The following is a 16,212-nucleotide window of genomic DNA, read 5'->3' as shown; positions in this document are numbered from 1 at the left end:
CGCCGTCGTCAGCTTCGTCACCGACGCGATCGTCGCACTCATCGACCCGAGAGTGAGGTTCTGATGAGCACCGAAGTCGTGCTGTCCGACGTCCCTCCCACCCGTCCGCACCGTCGAGGATTTCCCGGCGTCGCATTCGTCAAGTCCACGTCGGGGTTGCAACGCGTCACCTTGATCGTCGGGTTGGCGCTGATGGTGGCGTTCGTGATCGCCGCAGTGTTCGCCTCGCTTCTCGCGCCGTACGGGTTCTCGCAGACCAGCGACGCCGGGCAGGATTTCGCCCGACAAGCAGCCCCGTCCGCGCAGCACTGGTTCGGCACCTCGGTTCGCGGTGAGGACGTGTTCTCGCGCGTGATCTACGGTGCCCGAACGGCATTGATGGTGATCGCGTCGTCGTTGATTCTCTCGCTCATCATCGGTGTTCCGCTCGGCCTGGCCTCGGGCTACATCGGCCGTTGGTTCGACCGCGTGCTCGTGCTGTTCATGGACGCGATGTACGCGTTCCCCTCGCTGCTTCTCGCGGTGGTCATCTCGATCGTCGTCGCAGGCGGCCAGTCGTCGAGCTTCGGTGGCATCGCATCCGCAGCCATCGCCATCACGGCCATCTTCGTCCCGCAGTACTTCCGCGTCGTGCGCAACGCCACGGTGGCGGTCAAGACCGAACCGTACGTCGACGCCGCCCGGGTCACCGGTGCCGGCACTCCGCGAATCCTGTTCCGCCACATCCTCGCCAACGTGGTGCAGACGCTGCCGGTCATCATCACCCTCAACGGTGCCGAGGCCATCCTGACCCTCGCCGGACTCGGATTCCTCGGATTCGGCATCGAGCCCACCTCCGCCTCGGAGTGGGGATACGACATCAACAAGGCGCTGCCCGATATCTCCAACGGCATCTGGTGGACGTCGGTGTTCCCCGGCCTGGGCATCGTGTTGGTGGTGCTCGGCCTGACCATGGTGGGCGAAAGCGCAAGCGAGACACTCAATCCGCTGCTGCGTACCCGCAAGAAGTTCAAGAAGGCGGTGAAGGTATGACATCGAGTGTTGCAACTCCACGCGAGTCCGCATTGTCGGTGAAGTCGTTGTCCGTCACGTTCCTCACCGACGCCGGCGAAGTCGATGCCGTCACCGAGGTCTCGTTCGAGGTGTTCCCCGGCGAAGTACTCGCCGTGGTGGGGGAGTCCGGATCGGGCAAGTCCGTCAGCGTCCGATCCGCCATCGGCCTGCTCCCCGACACCGCACGCGTCGAAGGACACGTGGTACTCGGTGGCCAGGACGTGACGACGCTGAGCAACAAGGCGTGGGCGCAGTTGCGCGGCAACAAGATTTCGATGGTGTTCCAGGAACCGGGCAGCGCCCTCGATCCGCTGTTCACCATCGGCTATCAGATCGTCGAGGCGTTGCGGGCGCACACACGCGCCAAGAGTGGAGCCGGCGGAACGACCCGAAGTGACGACGGTAAGCGAATGTCGGCGAAGGATGCCAAGATTCGGGCCGTCGAGCTGTTGACGATGGTGGGTCTGCCCAATCCCGAGCAGCGCTTCTCGTACTACCCGCACGAGCTCTCGGGTGGGCAGAAGCAACGCGTCATGATCGCGATCGCCATCTCGTGCGAGGCGAAGGTCATCATCGCCGACGAGCCGACCACCGCTCTCGACGTCACGGTGCAGGCCGAAATCCTGGACCTGCTCCGTGATCTCAAGGATCGGCTCGGCTGCGCCATCGTGCTCATCACCCACAGCATGGGCGTCGTGTCCGACCTGGCCGACCGCGTCGTCGTCATGCAGAACGGCCGCGTCGTCGAGGAAGCTCCGGTGGCGCAACTCTTCGACGCACCCGCCGACGACTACACCAAGAAGCTGCTGGCCGCGGTGCCGACCCTCGCCGCCGTGGAGTCCGACAAGACGGTAGACACCTCGGGAGAACCGGTACTCGACGTCTCGCGTCTGGTGGTGCAGTTCTCCGGCGGCGTCGGCTCACCTGCGTTCCGGGCGGTCGACGACGTCTCGCTCACCATCCACCGCGGCGAAACCCTGGGGCTGGTGGGCGAATCCGGCTCGGGCAAGTCCACGATCGGCAGATGTGTTGCAGCACTGCAGAAGCCGACCAGCGGCAGCGTGACGGTGATGGGACAGAACATCGCAGGCGTGAGCGAACGCAAGCTGAAGCCGTTACGTAAGCGATTCGGCTTCGTCTTCCAGGACCCGTCCGCATCACTGAACCCCCGACTGACCGTCGGGCAATGCATCGCCGAACCGATGATCGTGCACAAGTACGGCTCAAAGGACGCGATCGCGGCGAGGACGACCGAGTTGCTCGACGCCGTGCAACTGCCGTCGGGCACCGACAAGCGCTACCCCCACGAGCTCTCCGGTGGGCAGCGGCAACGCGTCAGCCTGGCGCGGGCACTGGTGCTGGGACCTGATCTGGTGGTCGCGGACGAGCCGACCAGCGCTCTGGACGTGTCGGTGCAGGCAGCCGTGCTCGATCTGTTCGAGGCACTGCAGCAGGAATTCGGCTTCGCCTGCCTGTTCATCAGTCACGACCTCGCGGTGGTCGACCGCGTCGCGCATCGCGTGGTGGTGCTGCGCAACGGGGCGATCGTGGAAGAGGGAACACCGTGGAAGATCCTGCGATCGCCGGAGGCCGACTACACCAAGAAGCTGTTGGCGGCGATCCCGGGCAAGCGCCTGCACACGTGAATTCTTCTCGCCACCGGGCACTCCGGTACCGTTAGGGCGCTATCTGTGCCGTCACGGGCGCTCACATGATCGAGTACACAGGCTGGAGCCGAATGACCGAGGAATCCCAACCCACGAGCGCAACTCACTCGGGCGGTGCCTCCTACGCGGCGGCCGGGGTCGACATCGCCGCAGGAGATCGAGCAGTGCAACTGTTCGCGCCGCTCGCCAAGAAGGCCAGCAGGCCCGAGGTCATGGGCGGTCTCGGCGGTTTCGCCGGCCTCTTCGCGCTCAAGGGCGACTACCGCGAGCCCGTCCTGGCCGCCTCGACCGACGGCGTCGGCACCAAGGTGGCCGTGGCGCAGGCGCTCGGCAAGCACGACACCCTGGGCCTCGACCTGGTCGCAATGGTCGTCGACGACCTCGTCGTCTGTGGTGCCGAGCCACTGTTCCTGCAGGATTACATCGCCGTGGGCCGAGTGGTTCCCGAGCAGGTCGCGGAACTGGTCAAGGGCATCGCAGAAGGCTGCATCATCGCCGGCTGCGCACTGCTCGGCGGCGAGACGGCCGAGCATCCGGGACTGATGGCCGACGGCGATTACGACCTCTCGGCCACCGGCATCGGCGTCGTAGAGGCTGATTCGATCCTCGGACCCGAGCGGGTGCGTCCCGGTGACGTCGTCATCGGCATGGGATCGTCGGGTCTGCACTCCAACGGCTACTCCCTCGCGCGCAAGGTGCTGCTGGAGATCAACCACATGGATCTCGGCGGACACGTCGAGGAGTTCGGCCGCACCCTCGGCGAGGAGCTGCTCGAACCGACCAAGATCTACGCCAAGGACTGCCTCGCGCTCGCGGCCGAAACCGACGTGCGCACGTTCTGCCACGTCACCGGCGGCGGATTGGCGAACAACCTCTCACGGGTGATGCCCGAGGGCCTGGTCGCCGAACTCGACCGCACCACGTGGAGCCCTGCCCCGATCTTCTCGCTGATCGCTCAGCGCGGACGCGTCGAGCGGGCCGAGATGGAGCAGACGTTCAACATGGGAGTCGGCATGGTCGCCATCGTGGCACCCGAGGACGTCGACCGCGCACTCGCCGTGCTGACCGCACGCCACATCGACTGCTGGACGCTGGGTACGGTGAAGAAGGCGACCGGTAAGGACGTCGCCGACGAGCGTGCGCTGCTGCTGGGTAACCACCCGAGGTTCTGATCGCCCGAGGACGGGCAAACAAGTGAGGGGGAGCCGCATCGCGGCTCCCCCTCAGTCGTTGTCGTGCTCAGTACTAGCGTCGCCAGTCCTCGTACTCGTCTTCTTCGACTCGGGAAGGCGCGTCCGAGTCGACGCCGCCACGATGCGAGTTCGACGAACCACCGGAGAGCTCTTGCTGCAGTCTCTCCAAGTCCGTAATAGGCGAGCTGTACTTGAGCTCACGAGCGACCTTTGTCTGCTTTGCCTTAGCCCTGCCTCGGCCCATGGCGGTGCCCCCTCGCGGACTTTCGGGGCGGCCTGGGGAAATTTGGCGGCCCCGTTAGAGTTGGTATTTCTTCCTGGGACACACTCTAGCGCGCGAATCGCCGCGATGCGCAGACGGCACCACGTGTCGGTGCCGGGCGAACGGGCGCGACACGCCCGGAAAATGGGTCGACGCAGCCTGTACCTGCAGAAATCCGTGCACAGGCAAACTATCTCCGTTTCGCGACACGAGAACTACGTGCTGCGCGTCATGGGGAGCGACGCACTCAGGGGTCAGTTGCGCAACGATTTCAGTGCCGCAGCCGCATCGCGGTAGACCTTCGGTGCCAAATCGGGCTGATCGAGCAAAGTGGACATCGCGGTTGCGTCGGTTCCTCGGAACAGGTCGCGAACCGTCACCCCGTGTTGGGGTACCGACTCCACCGTCACCGTGTCACCGCCGCCGAAGACCCCGGGTTCGAGAACTCGGAAGTACGCACCCACATCACCTCGGTCCGCGAAGCGACGGATCCATCTCGGCTGGTCCATCCACCGTGCGAACGTCGCGCAGGGCTTGCGGGCGATCGTCACCTCCAAGGCCACCGTGCCGATGCGCCACCGCGACCCGATCACCGCGTCGGTCACCGGTACACCCTCGGTGCGGAGGTTCTCCCCGAGACGACCCGGTGGAACCGGCACCCCCAGCTCGTCGGCCCAGTGCTGCGCCTCGACCTCGTCGTAGGCGTACACGGCCTGATCGAGTCCGCCGTGGAATTTCGTGTCCCGACAGTGATCACCGCCGATGCCGAGCTCGTGCACGTCCACCTGCCCGTCGACGGGCCGCTTGTCGATACCACTGTCGACCACCGCTCGGCGTCCGAACGGAACATCGGCGTGCACGACGCAGACCGCCAGGACCCTCCCGGTCACCGGCCGCGTAGGCGGTCGACCGCAGCGCGGCCGGCCTGGACGTCGTCGTACGACGGGATCGAGTCCGGATCGATCGACGCGGCACACGGCCCCGCCTCGAGGGCAGTGTCGACCGGAATCGTTCGTTTGAGAAGGGCCAATGCGATCGGCCCCAGCTCGAAGTGGTCGATGACGGTGCCCAGACGGCCCACCGAGCGTCCGCCTGCGGTCACCGGATCGCCCGTGCCGGGCCGACCGTCCGCAGAGCCGTCGAGATGCAGCAGCACCAGGTGCCGGGGCGGGCGACCGAGATTGTGCACGCGCGAGACCGTCTCCTGCCCGCGGTAGCAGCCCTTCTCCAGATGCACCGCGCCGAACTCGGCTGCGCTGCCGATCCAGCGAACCTCGTGCGGAATGGTCTTCTCGTCGGTGTCCACGCCCACCCGCGGACGCAACGATTCCACCCGCAACGCGTCGAACGCCCAGGTTCCGGCTGGGGCGGCCCCGGCGTCGCGCAGTCGGAGGAACCACTCGCTCAGACTCGCGCGGGGGATCACCACGTCGTACGAATTCGCGCCGGGCCAGGGCATCCGCCGCACGAAACCGCCGCCGTCGATCGGCGACGCACCGTAGACCTCGCTCGGAGCCGGCAGGCCGGCCTTCTCGAGCACCGATGCCGCGTCGGATCCGAGGACGGTGAGAACGGCGAGTTCGTCGGCCTCACGGGGTTCGGCCTTGGCCCAGAACACCATCTTCTTCAGGAACGACAGCAGATCCGGTCCGGCCGAGCGCTCGGTGTCGATGTACGTGACGCCGGCCAGGTCGGTCTGGACGAAGTGATGCTCGATGCGGCCGTTGACATCCAGGCTCAGATTCTCGGCCGAGCTGCCGTCGGGCAGGTTGGAGACGAGTTGGCTCGAGATCGTGTTCAACCAACTCAGACGTTCGTCTCCGCCGATGGCCAGAACGAAACGATGGGAACGGTCGATGACGGCAGCGCCGCTGACCGCGTCGCGTTGCTCGCCGAACGGATTGCCGTAGTGCCAGGCCACCCCGGCATCGACGCTGTCGTCGGGGGAGGGCACTGCGCCGGGGAGTGTCAGAAGTGGACTCGGGCTGATCGTGACTGTGTCGGACACATCCCCCATAGTAGGAGCCCGTCGGCGCAGCAACTCGGTGACCGGTCCCTTTACACCCTCGAAACGGCGACGACACGGCACCGCGACGACACGGACCTAGCGTGTCGATCCATGAAGAAACTGGCGCATCCGGCCGCGCAGATCGGCCTCGCCGCGATCGGCGGCATCGTGTTCGGGTTGGTGGTCGGCGAGTGGGCCGCGAACCTGAAGTTCATCGGTGATCTGTTCATCCGACTGATCCAGATGTCGATCGTCCCGCTGGTGATGGCTTCGGTCATCGTGGCCACCGGGTCGATGGCGGGGGCGGGAACCGGCAAGATCGCGTTTCGCACCTTCAAGTGGATGATCGGGTTCTCGGTCGTCGCCGCTGTGCTGGCCTGGGTGCTGAGCACCATCATTCGGCCGGGCGCGGGCATGGTGTTCACCCAGCAGCTCGATCCGGCGCTCGAGGAGTCGGCGAGCGAGGCGCTCGGCTGGCAGGACACGCTGCTGAACTTCGTCAGCACCAACGTGTTCGACGCCATGTCGACGGCGACGATGGTGCCGATCATCGTCTTCTCGCTGCTCTTCGGTATCGCGCTACGCAGTCACATCACCAAGACCGGCAACACCCAGGTGCTCTCGTTCATGGACCAGATTCAGCAGATCGTCCTGACGATGATCCGGCTCGTCATGGTCATCGCCCCGGTCGGTGTGTTCTGCCTGCTCGCCGCGCTCGCCGGAGACGTCGGATTCTCCGTGGTGTCCACCGCGCTGAGCTACCTCGGTACGACGCTGCTCGGGGTGCTGATTCTGTTCGCACTCTTCGTCGTGGTCGTGACGATGCGGACCCGATTGAACCCGTGGAAGCTGCCCAGCAAGCTCACCGAACAGACGGCCGTCGCGGTGACGACGACGAGCTCGGCCGTCACGTTCCCGACGGTGCTGCGCAACACCGTCGAGAAGGTCGGCGTCAGTCAGAAGGTCGCCAACTTCACGCTGTCGATCGGGTTGACGATGGGGTCCTACGGTGCCGTGCTCAACTACATGATCGTGGTGATGTTCCTCGCGCAGGCAGGCAACATCGACCTGAGTCTCGGGCAGATCGTGCTGGGCATGGGCCTGGCGGTTCTGCTGAACATGGGCACCATCACCGTGCCCGGCGGATTCCCCGTCGTCGCTATGTTCCTCGCGACCTCGCTCGACCTTCCCTTCGAGGCCGTCGGCCTGCTGATCGCCGTGGACTGGTTCGCCGGGATCTTCCGTACCTTCCTCAACGTGAACGGAGACACGTTCGTCGCGATGCTCGTCGCCAACGCCGACGACGAGATCGACCGCGAGGTCTACAACGGCACCAAGGTCGTCGTCGCCGAGGATCTCGACCTCGACGAGTACGCCGACGCGCTGGCAACGGCCGACCGAGCGGATTGATCGAACGCGTCCGCTCCCCTCTAAGGTGGCGGGCATGTCGGAGTCGGTAGTGGTGACGTTGGACGGCCGAGTGCACGACGCGAATCGGCCGTTGTTGTTCGCCGACGACCTGGCCGCGGTGCGCGGCGACGGGGTCTTCGAGACGCTGCTCGTGCGCGGGGGCGCGGCCTGTGCGGTCGAGTTGCATCTGGCCCGGCTGGTGGCGTCGGCGAAGGCGCTGGACCTACCCGTCCCCGATCTCGACCGGTGGCGCGCGGTCGTGGAACAGTCCGTGGGTCTGTGGGCGCAGGAGTCGGAGGACGAGGCGGTTCTTCGCTTGGTCCTCAGCCGCGGACGGGAGGGCGGTGGTTGCCCCACCGCATACGTGACGGTGGGGCCGCTGCCCGAGCGAGTGCGGGCAGCGCGCACCGACGGGGTGTCGGTGATCACGCTCGATCGCGGCTACTCGGTGGACTTCTCGTCGGGAGCGCCGTGGCAGCTCGCGGGGGCCAAGACGTTGTCGTATGCGACCAACATGGCCGCGCTGCGACATGCCGCAACGCAGGGTGTCGACGACGTGATCTACCTCAGCAGCGAGGGGCGGGTGCTCGAAGGTCCACGCTCGACGGTGGTGCTCGCGCGCGGTAAGACTCTCGTCACACCGTCCGTCGAACAAGGCATCCTGGCCGGAACCACGGTCGCCGGGTTGTTCGCCGTGGCCGAGTCCGCTGGTTGGACATGCGAACACGGGCACCTGTATCCCGCGGATCTCGTTGCCGCAGATGGCGTTTGGCTTGTCTCGAGCGTCACCCTCGCGGCTCGGGTCACGGCGATGAACGGCGTTCCCCTGGGCACTCGGAGGCTTGCCGGTGACGTTTCGACGATGGTCGACACGGCCGTGGAGGCGGTCGAAACTCGATAGGAGTCCAACGACCCTGCCGAAAGACTCTTCCCTACTACTAACCGTAGTAGTACATTCGAGTTTGTCGCGGGCCAACGCCCTGACCTGCGGTGTTGCCCGTCACAGCTCGGGTGTGAGAGTTCGGAGTATCGATGGACGCGTTGGATGTCTCGCGGTGGCAGTTCGGTATCACCACCGTTTACCACTTCATTCTCGTACCTCTCACGATCGGCCTCGCGCCGATGGTGGCCGCCATGCAGACCATGTGGGTGATCACCGGGAAGGACTCCTGGTATCGGCTGACCAAGTTCTTCGGCAAACTGTTCCTCATCAACTTCGCCCTCGGCGTCGCGACCGGAATCGTCCAGGAATTCCAATTCGGCATGAACTGGAGCGAATACTCACGGTTCGTCGGTGACGTGTTCGGTGCACCCCTCGCGCTCGAGGGATTGGTCGCGTTCTTCCTCGAGTCCACGTTCCTCGGCCTGTGGATATTCGGCTGGAGCCGACTCCCGAAACTCGTTCACCTGGCGACCATTTGGCTCGTCGCCATCGGTGTCAACGCCTCCGCCTTCTTCATCATCGCAGCCAACTCCTGGATGCAGCATCCCGTCGGCGCGATCTACAACGAAGAGACCGGCCGCGCCGAACTCACGGACATCTGGGCACTGCTCACCAACAACACTGCGCTGGCGGCCTTTCCGCACGCCGTCGCAGGAGCATTCCTCACCGCCGCGACCTTCGTCGCCGGCATCTCCGGTTGGTGGATGGTGCGTGAGGCTCGCAGGAAGCAGGCTGAGTTCGCTCCGCTGTCCGAAAACGGACTCGCACCGCAGGCTCCGCTCCCGGCCGCTGGGGTCACCACTCTGCAGGCTCCGCTCCCGGCCACGGACTCGCGTTCGATGTTCAGATCCGCAGCACGAATGTCCTTCATCGTCATGATCGTTGCCGGCGGTGCGCTCGCCATCACCGGAGACATTCAGGGCAAGCTCATGTTCGAGCAGCAGCCCATGAAGATGGCCTCCGCAGAATCGTTGTGCGACACCGAGACCGGGGCCAGCTTCTCGCTCCTGACCGTGGGCACCCACAACAACTGCGAATCCGTGATTCACCTCATCGCGATTCCCGGACTCACCTCGTTCCTGGCGGAGAACGACTTCGGTGCCACCGTGCAGGGCGTCAACCAACTGCAGGAGCAGTACGAGCAGCAGTTCGGCCCCGGAAACTACAAGCCGAACCTGTTCGTCACCTACTGGGCGTTCCGAATGATGATCGGACTGGCCGCCGGCTCGGCCCTGCTCGCCATCGCGGGTCTGTGGGTCACCCGGGGTGGCCGGATTCCCGACCAGAAGTGGTTCTCGTGGTTGTCGCTGCTGGCGATTCCGACGCCGTTCCTCGCCAACAGTGCGGGCTGGATCTTCACCGAAATGGGCCGTCAGCCATGGGTTGTCGCGCCGAACCTCTCGGGAGTCGATCAGATACGGCTGACCGTGGACCAGGGCGTGTCCGACCATCCCGTCGGCCTCGTTCTCGCCTCGCTGGTGACGTTCACACTGCTGTACGCCGCCCTCGGTGGTGTCTGGTTCTTCCTTCTTCGTCGCTATGTCATCGAAGGGCCTCTCGACCACGACGCGCATCCGCACGTCGATCCACCGGAATCGGAAGACGAAGAGCCCAAACAGCTCTCGTTCGCGTACTAGGGGAAAACCATGTCACTACCCGAATTCTGGTTCTTCGTCATCGCCTTCTTCTTCGTCGGCTACTTCGTGCTCGAAGGTTTCGACTTCGGCGTCGGCATGCTCATGCCGATCCTGGGCAGGCATCCCGACGCCGCCACGGGGGAGAAGCGCAGGCGTGCGGTTCTGAACACGATCGGCCCGGTCTGGGACGGCAACGAGGTGTGGCTCATCACCGCAGGTGGCGCACTGTTCGCGGCCTTCCCGGAGTGGTACGCCACGTTGTTCTCGGGCTTCTACCTGCCGCTGCTGCTCATCCTGGTGGCGCTGATCTTGCGTATCTGCGCCATCGAATGGCGCGGCAAGATCGACGACCCGGTGTGGCGTCGGCGCTGCGACATCGGCATCGGCATCGGCTCGTGGGTTCCGGCGGTGCTGTGGGGCGTCGCGTTCGCCAACATCGTGCGCGGCGTCGCGATCGACGAGAACAAGAAGGTCACCGCAGGCTTCTTCGATCTGCTCAACCCGTACGCTCTGCTCGGCGGTGCCACCATGGCTTTGGTGTTCGCCCTGCACGGCGCGGTGTTCATCGCGCTCAAGACTTCCGGGGACGTGCACGAGGATTCCGTGAAAATTGCGGCGCGCCTGTCGGTTCCGGCAGTTCTCGTCGGCGGCACCTTCGCCCTGTGGACCCAACTCGCGCACGGCAAGACCTGGACGTGGCTACTCGTCGCGGTGGCCGCTGTCGCACTGCTTCTCGTCGTCGCGCTGACGGCGAAAGTGCGTGAAGGCTGGGCATTCGTCTTCACCAGCGTTGCCATCGTTGCCGTCGTGGTGCTGTTGTTCGCCTCGCTGTTCCCCAATGTCATGCCGTCCACTACGGATGCCGCGTTCGATCTCACCATCGCGAACGCGTCGTCGAGCCCGTACACGTTGAAGGTCATGACGTGGGCTGCAGCCTTCGCCGCCCCTGTCGTTCTCGGATATCAGGCCTGGACGTACTGGGTCTTCCGCCAGCGCATTTCGAGTGCCCAGATTCCGGATTCGATCGGACTGACGGTGAAATCGTGACCGCGCCCGCTGCGCCGCGGGGACGGGCGAAGGGGCCCGTAGATCCGCGACTGTGGAAATACTCTCGATCGGCGCGAGGCTACCTGGTCGTCACTGTCGCTCTGTCGACCGTCGTCACCCTGTGCATCATCGTCGGCGCGCTTGCGATCGGCCGCGTACTGGCAGGCGTCATCACCGACCCGACGGCACGGTCGTTGTCCGCCTGGACGACGGAACTGGCCGTGCTGGCGGGCGCAATGGCCGTCCGTGTGCTCGCCACCGGAGCCCAGTCCCGCTATGCGCACCGGTCGGCGTCGCGTGTGGTGGCCGAGCTCGAAGTCGAGGTACTCACGGCAGCAACCCGTTTCGAGCCCCGAGAGCTCGACCGCGAACGGGAGGAGTTGACCGTCGTCGTCACCCGAGCCATCGGGGGTCTGCGCGCCTACCTGACCGGATACCTGCCGGCGCTGGTGTCCGCGGTCATCGTCACTCCGCTCGTTCTGGTCGTCATCGTCACTCAGGACGTGACCTCGGCTGTGGTCATCGCGGTGACCCTGCCGCTCATCCCGATCTTCATGATTCTGATCGGGTTGCTGACCAAGGGCCGAGCCGCGGCGACGCTCACCACGATGACCCGGTTGTCTGCGCAGTTGCTCGATCTACTGGCCGGTCTGCCGACCTTGCGCGCGCTGCGCCGCGAACACGGCCCGGCCGCTCGCATCCGCGCACTGGGCGACGCCCATCGACGAACCACGATGCGCGCGTTGAAGGTTGCCTTCCTCTCGTCGATGGTGCTGGAGTTGCTCGCGACCCTGTGTGTCGCACTGGTGGCCGTCGGCATCGGCTTGCGCTTGGTCTTCGGGGAGATGACGCTCGAAGCGGGCATCATCGCGTTGATCCTCGCCCCCGAGGTGTACTTCCCGCTGCGCGCCGTGGGGACCCAGTTCCACGCAGCAGAGGACGGCGTCGAGGCCGCGGAGCGAGCCTTCCGGGTCCTGGACCGGCGTACGACACAGCCGACCGGTGGCCGGACCGTGAACGCGACAACCGCGGACATCGAACTCGTCGGACTCACCGTCGCGAGCCGGGACGGTAACGCTCCGGCCGGACTGAGTGCGCTGTGCCGAACGGGCACCATCACGGTACTGACCGGCCCCAACGGCTCGGGTAAATCGACTGCGCTGCAAGCCGTTCTGGGGCTCACGTCGCCCACGAGCGGTGCGGTACTCGTCGGCGGGGTGCCCGTGGTCGATCTCGATCTCGACCGGTGGTGGGCTCAGATCGCCTGGCTCCCGCAGCGGCCGGTGCTGCTTCCCGGCACGCTGTACGAGAACGTCACCCTCCACGGTGTGCCCGACGCCGATGCACTGGACGCAGCCTGCCGCGCTTCGGGATTCGACGCCGTACTCCGAGAGCACCCGAACGGCTGGAACACTCGCGTCGGGCAGGGCGGAGTGGGTCTGTCCCTCGGCGAACTGCAACGCCTGGCCCTGACCCGAACCTTCGTCTCCGACGCGACGGTGATGGTACTGGACGAGCCGACGGCGCACCTGGACGCGGCGAGTGAACAGACCGTGCTGCACGCCATTCGAGATGCAGCCGACCGAGGCGTCACCGTGGTGATGGTCGGTCACCGGCGCGCGGTGCTGCACGCCGCCGATCGCGTCGTCGAGGTGCGAAGCAGTTCGCCGGTGGTACCGGAGTTCGATCATGTCTGACCTACGACGCGCACTGGCACTGTTCGAGCTCTCCCCGCGCAGGGTGGCACTGGCGGTGGCGGCCGGCGTGGCAACACTCGGCAGCGCACTGGCTCTCGCCGCACTGTCGGCATGGTTGATCACCCGAGCCTGGCAGATGCCTCCGGTGATGGACCTGACCGTCGCAGTGGTAGCCGTTCGGGCGCTGGGCATCTCGCGCGGTGTGTTCCGCTACCTCGAACGATTGACCACGCACGACGCGGCCCTACGCGGTACGACGGCAGCGCGCACGAGGATCTACGAGCAATTGGCGAACGGACACGGCGCGCTCGCTCTGCGGCGCGGTGACGTACTGGCTCGCACCGGGGCGGACGTCGACGTGCTCGGCGACGTTGTCATACGCGCGATCGTCCCCATCTGTGTCAGCGTCGTGATGATGCTCGCAGCCGTGGGACTGCTCGCCGGTATCGCACCTGCTGCTGCGTCGATCCTGGCGGTGTCGTTGCTGATCGCCGGGGTGGGCGCACCGATTCTGGCGGCGCGGTCGGCGAGGATCGCCGAGGAGGCCGGAGCCGACGCCGACGCGCGGTTCGCCGAGACCGCCGTCCGAGCACTCGACCACGCCGCGGAACTGCGGGTCGCCGGGCGCCTCGACGCGACCCTCGCCGAAGCCCGCGGCGCAGCGCAGGATTCGGTCACTGCCCGCGACCGGGCGGCGCGACCGTCGGCGCTGGCCGATGCCGCCGTTCCGTTGTCGATCGGTGCATCGGTGATCGGGTCCTTTCTCGTCGGCATCGGGCTGTACGGACCGACCGGAGGTACCGCAGGTGGCATGACTCCGATGGCTCTGGCGATCATCGTGCTGGTTCCGCTCGCCGCCTTCGAGGCGACCGCGGCACTCCCCGGGGCGGCAATCGCCCTGATGCGTGGACGAATCGCGGCCACTCGAGTCATGGCGATGCTGGATGCGGCTCCGCCGCATGTGAGTAGAAACTCGACCCCTGCTACGAACTTCCGTGCACATGCCCGGAGCGCTCTCATCGGGCCCAGCGGATCGGGCAAGTCCACGATGCTGCGGGAGTTCGCCGAGGAATGCGGTTCGGACGCAGCGCTGTTCGCCGAGGACGCGCATCTGTTCGACACCTCGATTCTGGAGAACCTACGTGTGGTGCGCGGCGATGTCGACGAAGCACAGGCATCGGATGCGCTGCGACGCGTGGGCCTTGGCCCATGGCTCGACGCGCAGCCCCTCGGGGTTCACACCACCCTGGTCGGCGGTGCGCAGGCCGTCTCGGGCGGAGAACGGCGCAGACTGCTGTTGGCTCGCGCTGTGCTCAGTACGGCCCCGATCGTGCTGCTGGACGAGCCGACCGAACATCTCGACCGAATCTCCGGTGAACAGCTACTGCGAGAGTTGCTCACCACCGACGACGGCCTGTTCGGAGCCGATCGAATCGTGGTGGTCGTCACTCATCAACTGCCGGAGAACACCGACGCCGACCAGGTGATCGACCTCGGCTCGAATCGTGGGAAAAAACTCTTTGCCGACTCGGAAACTCGGGCGTACGTTGTGAAGTACACGAGAGAGGAGGTGGTCTGAAGTTGATGAACTCTAGGACGCGTGAGGTGGCTGTCAGCTAGCCGCAATCGCTGACGGATTCACTGCGAAGACCGCGCGAGCGGCAAGCGAATCCCAGGCAGCTACCCGGCCCCCGAGCCCCCGACCTGTCCGGTCGGGACCTGACATCAGGTACGGCTCGGGGGCCGTTCGCTGTGGGTACCGAAGTGGTTGTGTCTCAGCCGATGTAGCGAGACAGGCGCGCGGACAACCGCGGTGCCAGTGGGCCGTCGGCGACGACGCGTTCCTCGACGTATGCGAGGTCCCCGCCTTCGACGATGCCGTAGAGCCGCTTGGCCCCGCCGACCAACGCACCCGAAGTGCTACGGATGACGACATCGGTGGCCAGTTCCCAGGACGACTTGGTCAGGGCGTGGCCGTAATACAGTTCGACGACTCCGGTGCTGTGGGTCAGCAGCAGTTCGACGAGCTCTTCGTCCTCGGAACCCTTGAGCCCGTGGCCTCCGCTCATCCGCCAGAATCCGGTTTCGCGGAGGTCGGGATGTGCGAAGTTGCCGTCGGAGTCGAGTCGCCACGAACGCGATTCCCAGCTCAGGTAGCTACCGCCGTCGTGAGTGACGACGATCTGCTGACCGAAGGGATAGTCGGTACCCGACTCGGGGTCGTGGCCCTCGCCCTCGCCACGCCACACGCCGACGAGCGGCAACAGAGCGAGCATCGACGGGTGCAGATCGGGGCCGAGGCGAAGATTGGCCGTGTCGTCGGGGTGCGGGATGTCCGGCAGGACCGGAACGTTCCGCGTCGACGCGTCGGCGAACTTCTGTTCGGCGGCCGCTATTGCTTCGTCGCCACTGGTGACGGGGGTGTCGAGCCCCTCGTCAGCTCTGCCGGGTTGCCCCGCAACCGGTTCTGTCACGACTCGTCGTTGACCAGTCGGTAGACGACGTAGAGCGAGAACGCGATGATGGCTACTGCCGCAAGAACGAGAAGTAGCTCGAAGAAGATGACCACGAGTGCGAGTTTAACCCGCAGCGATCGTCGTCGAGGACAGCGGCCCGAATACCGCCTGTGTCCTTGGTGACATCCAACCGAATTCGGGGCCTCGAGTGCGCTGGATCACTCATAGCTGTGGAGAAATCCTGTCGAGCAGGTACCTTCTTCGGGGGGCGTCGGGCGCTCGAGGGTGAGTTTCCGATGTTGTTCACTGTGTTCTGTCACGAAGGCTGGGGAGGTCTCCGCAACAATGCTGCGTCGTAAACGGGCTCTGACATCGTCGTTCGGTCCGTTGTTGATCAGGTCGGCGGTGGTGACCCTGGCGTTGGCGCTGGCCGCTCCCGCAGCCGCACTCGCCGCTCCGGACTCGGGATCGGCAGAGTCGGGATCATCGGACTCCGGTTCCGCCGACGCGGGTTCCTCCGACTTCGGATCGTCGCAGGGCCCGAACATCGACCCCAACAACTACGCGCAGGACTGCCCCGATGTGCTGGTGCTGGCGGTGTCCGGTGCCACCGACTCGGCGTCGGACCGCAATCCTCTGGCCGAGCAGGCGTCCACGGTCGCGTCGAACTGGGTCGGGAACGTGACGGTCCCGGTCGGTGAGGCCAATGCCGACAGCCCGGGTACCGTCGGCTGGCTCTACGTCCCGTACGCCTCGACGTACGGCTTCGACGTTCTGGACGACGTGCCGACCTACCACGAGTCGATCGTGGAAGGCGTCGCAACGACCAATCGTCTGAT

Annotated in this window: 13 protein-coding genes and 1 pseudogene; 10 read left to right on the top strand and 4 right to left on the bottom strand. The window is 65.7% G+C overall.

Translation table 11 applies throughout. The features are described from left to right. The first annotated feature begins 63 nt into the window (after window positions 1-63). The 3 genes from A2J02_RS10650 to purM all read left to right on the top strand — a co-directional run bounded on the left by A2J02_RS10650 (window position 64) and on the right by purM (window position 3,892). Entirely contained in the window at window positions 64-1,032 is a 969-nt protein-coding gene (locus A2J02_RS10650) for an ABC transporter permease (RefSeq protein ID WP_068049903.1), read from the top strand. After that, complete coding sequence (locus A2J02_RS10645) at window positions 1,029-2,699, top strand: ABC transporter ATP-binding protein (protein ID WP_068049901.1); 1,671 nt, start codon at window positions 1,029-1,031, stop codon at window positions 2,697-2,699. Before A2J02_RS10650 ends, A2J02_RS10645 begins: the two co-directional genes overlap by 4 nt. Before the next feature lie 92 nt (window positions 2,700-2,791). Next, window positions 2,792-3,892: a phosphoribosylformylglycinamidine cyclo-ligase gene (purM, locus tag A2J02_RS10640; RefSeq protein WP_032376541.1), complete on the top strand. Its 1,101-nt coding sequence runs from the start codon at window positions 2,792-2,794 to the stop codon at window positions 3,890-3,892. Between the two features lie 73 nt (window positions 3,893-3,965). Here the strand turns inward: purM and A2J02_RS27225 are convergent, their stop codons facing one another. The 3 genes from A2J02_RS27225 to ygfZ all read right to left on the bottom strand — a co-directional run bounded on the left by A2J02_RS27225 (window position 3,966) and on the right by ygfZ (window position 6,192). Then, entirely contained in the window at window positions 3,966-4,157 is a 192-nt protein-coding gene (locus A2J02_RS27225; protein ID WP_082898823.1) for a DUF3073 domain-containing protein, read from the bottom strand. 272 nt (window positions 4,158-4,429) lie between these two features. Further along, window positions 4,430-5,065, bottom strand: a complete 636-nt coding sequence (locus A2J02_RS10635; protein ID WP_068049899.1) for an MOSC domain-containing protein — start codon at window positions 5,063-5,065, stop codon at window positions 4,430-4,432. After that, complete coding sequence (gene ygfZ, locus A2J02_RS10630; protein WP_068049896.1) at window positions 5,062-6,192, bottom strand: CAF17-like 4Fe-4S cluster assembly/insertion protein YgfZ; 1,131 nt, start codon at window positions 6,190-6,192, stop codon at window positions 5,062-5,064. The genes A2J02_RS10635 and ygfZ overlap by 4 nt, the downstream gene beginning before the upstream one ends. A 102-nt stretch (window positions 6,193-6,294) precedes the next feature. On the opposite strand from ygfZ, the gene A2J02_RS10625 reads away from it, so the two are divergent. The 6 genes from A2J02_RS10625 (at window position 6,295) to A2J02_RS10600 (ending at window position 14,496) form a co-directional block, all read left to right on the top strand. Further along, entirely contained in the window at window positions 6,295-7,593 is a 1,299-nt protein-coding gene (locus A2J02_RS10625) for a dicarboxylate/amino acid:cation symporter (RefSeq protein WP_068049893.1), read from the top strand. 34 nt (window positions 7,594-7,627) lie between these two features. Then, window positions 7,628-8,494, top strand: coding sequence for an aminodeoxychorismate lyase (locus A2J02_RS10620; protein ID WP_068049891.1), 867 nt, complete (start codon window positions 7,628-7,630; stop codon window positions 8,492-8,494). Window positions 8,495-8,625: 131 nt separating this feature from the next. After that, on the top strand, window positions 8,626-10,173 hold the full coding sequence (locus tag A2J02_RS10615; RefSeq protein ID WP_068049889.1) for a cytochrome ubiquinol oxidase subunit I: 1,548 nt from the start codon (window positions 8,626-8,628) through the stop codon (window positions 10,171-10,173). Between the two features lie 9 nt (window positions 10,174-10,182). After that, window positions 10,183-11,220, top strand: coding sequence for a cytochrome d ubiquinol oxidase subunit II (cydB, locus tag A2J02_RS10610; protein ID WP_068049888.1), 1,038 nt, complete (start codon window positions 10,183-10,185; stop codon window positions 11,218-11,220). Further along, the gene (cydD, locus tag A2J02_RS10605) at window positions 11,217-12,917 is read left to right on the top strand and encodes a thiol reductant ABC exporter subunit CydD (protein WP_068049886.1); all 1,701 of its coding nucleotides are present in this window, start codon (window positions 11,217-11,219) and stop codon (window positions 12,915-12,917) included. Before cydB ends, cydD begins: the two co-directional genes overlap by 4 nt. Then, window positions 12,910-14,496 carry an amino acid ABC transporter ATP-binding/permease protein gene (locus tag A2J02_RS10600; RefSeq protein WP_082898824.1) on the top strand — a complete coding sequence of 529 codons (1,587 nt, stop codon included), beginning with the start codon at window positions 12,910-12,912 and terminating at the stop codon, window positions 14,494-14,496. Before cydD ends, A2J02_RS10600 begins: the two co-directional genes overlap by 8 nt. 196 nt (window positions 14,497-14,692) lie before the next feature. Here the strand turns inward: A2J02_RS10600 and A2J02_RS10595 are convergent, their stop codons facing one another. Continuing rightward, window positions 14,693-15,313, bottom strand: coding sequence for an FABP family protein (locus tag A2J02_RS10595; RefSeq protein WP_068049905.1), 621 nt, complete (start codon window positions 15,311-15,313; stop codon window positions 14,693-14,695). A gap of 405 nt (window positions 15,314-15,718) precedes the next feature. Here A2J02_RS10595 and A2J02_RS10590 point away from each other — a divergent pair. After that, window positions 15,719-16,212 (top strand): annotated as a pseudogene (locus tag A2J02_RS10590) (cutinase family protein); the annotation flags it as partial.

It is taken from the genome of Rhodococcus sp. EPR-147, from assembly GCF_001647185.1.
GTDB lineage: Bacteria > Actinomycetota > Actinomycetes > Mycobacteriales > Mycobacteriaceae > Rhodococcoides.
This window is presented reverse-complemented; position numbering and strand designations above follow the sequence as displayed.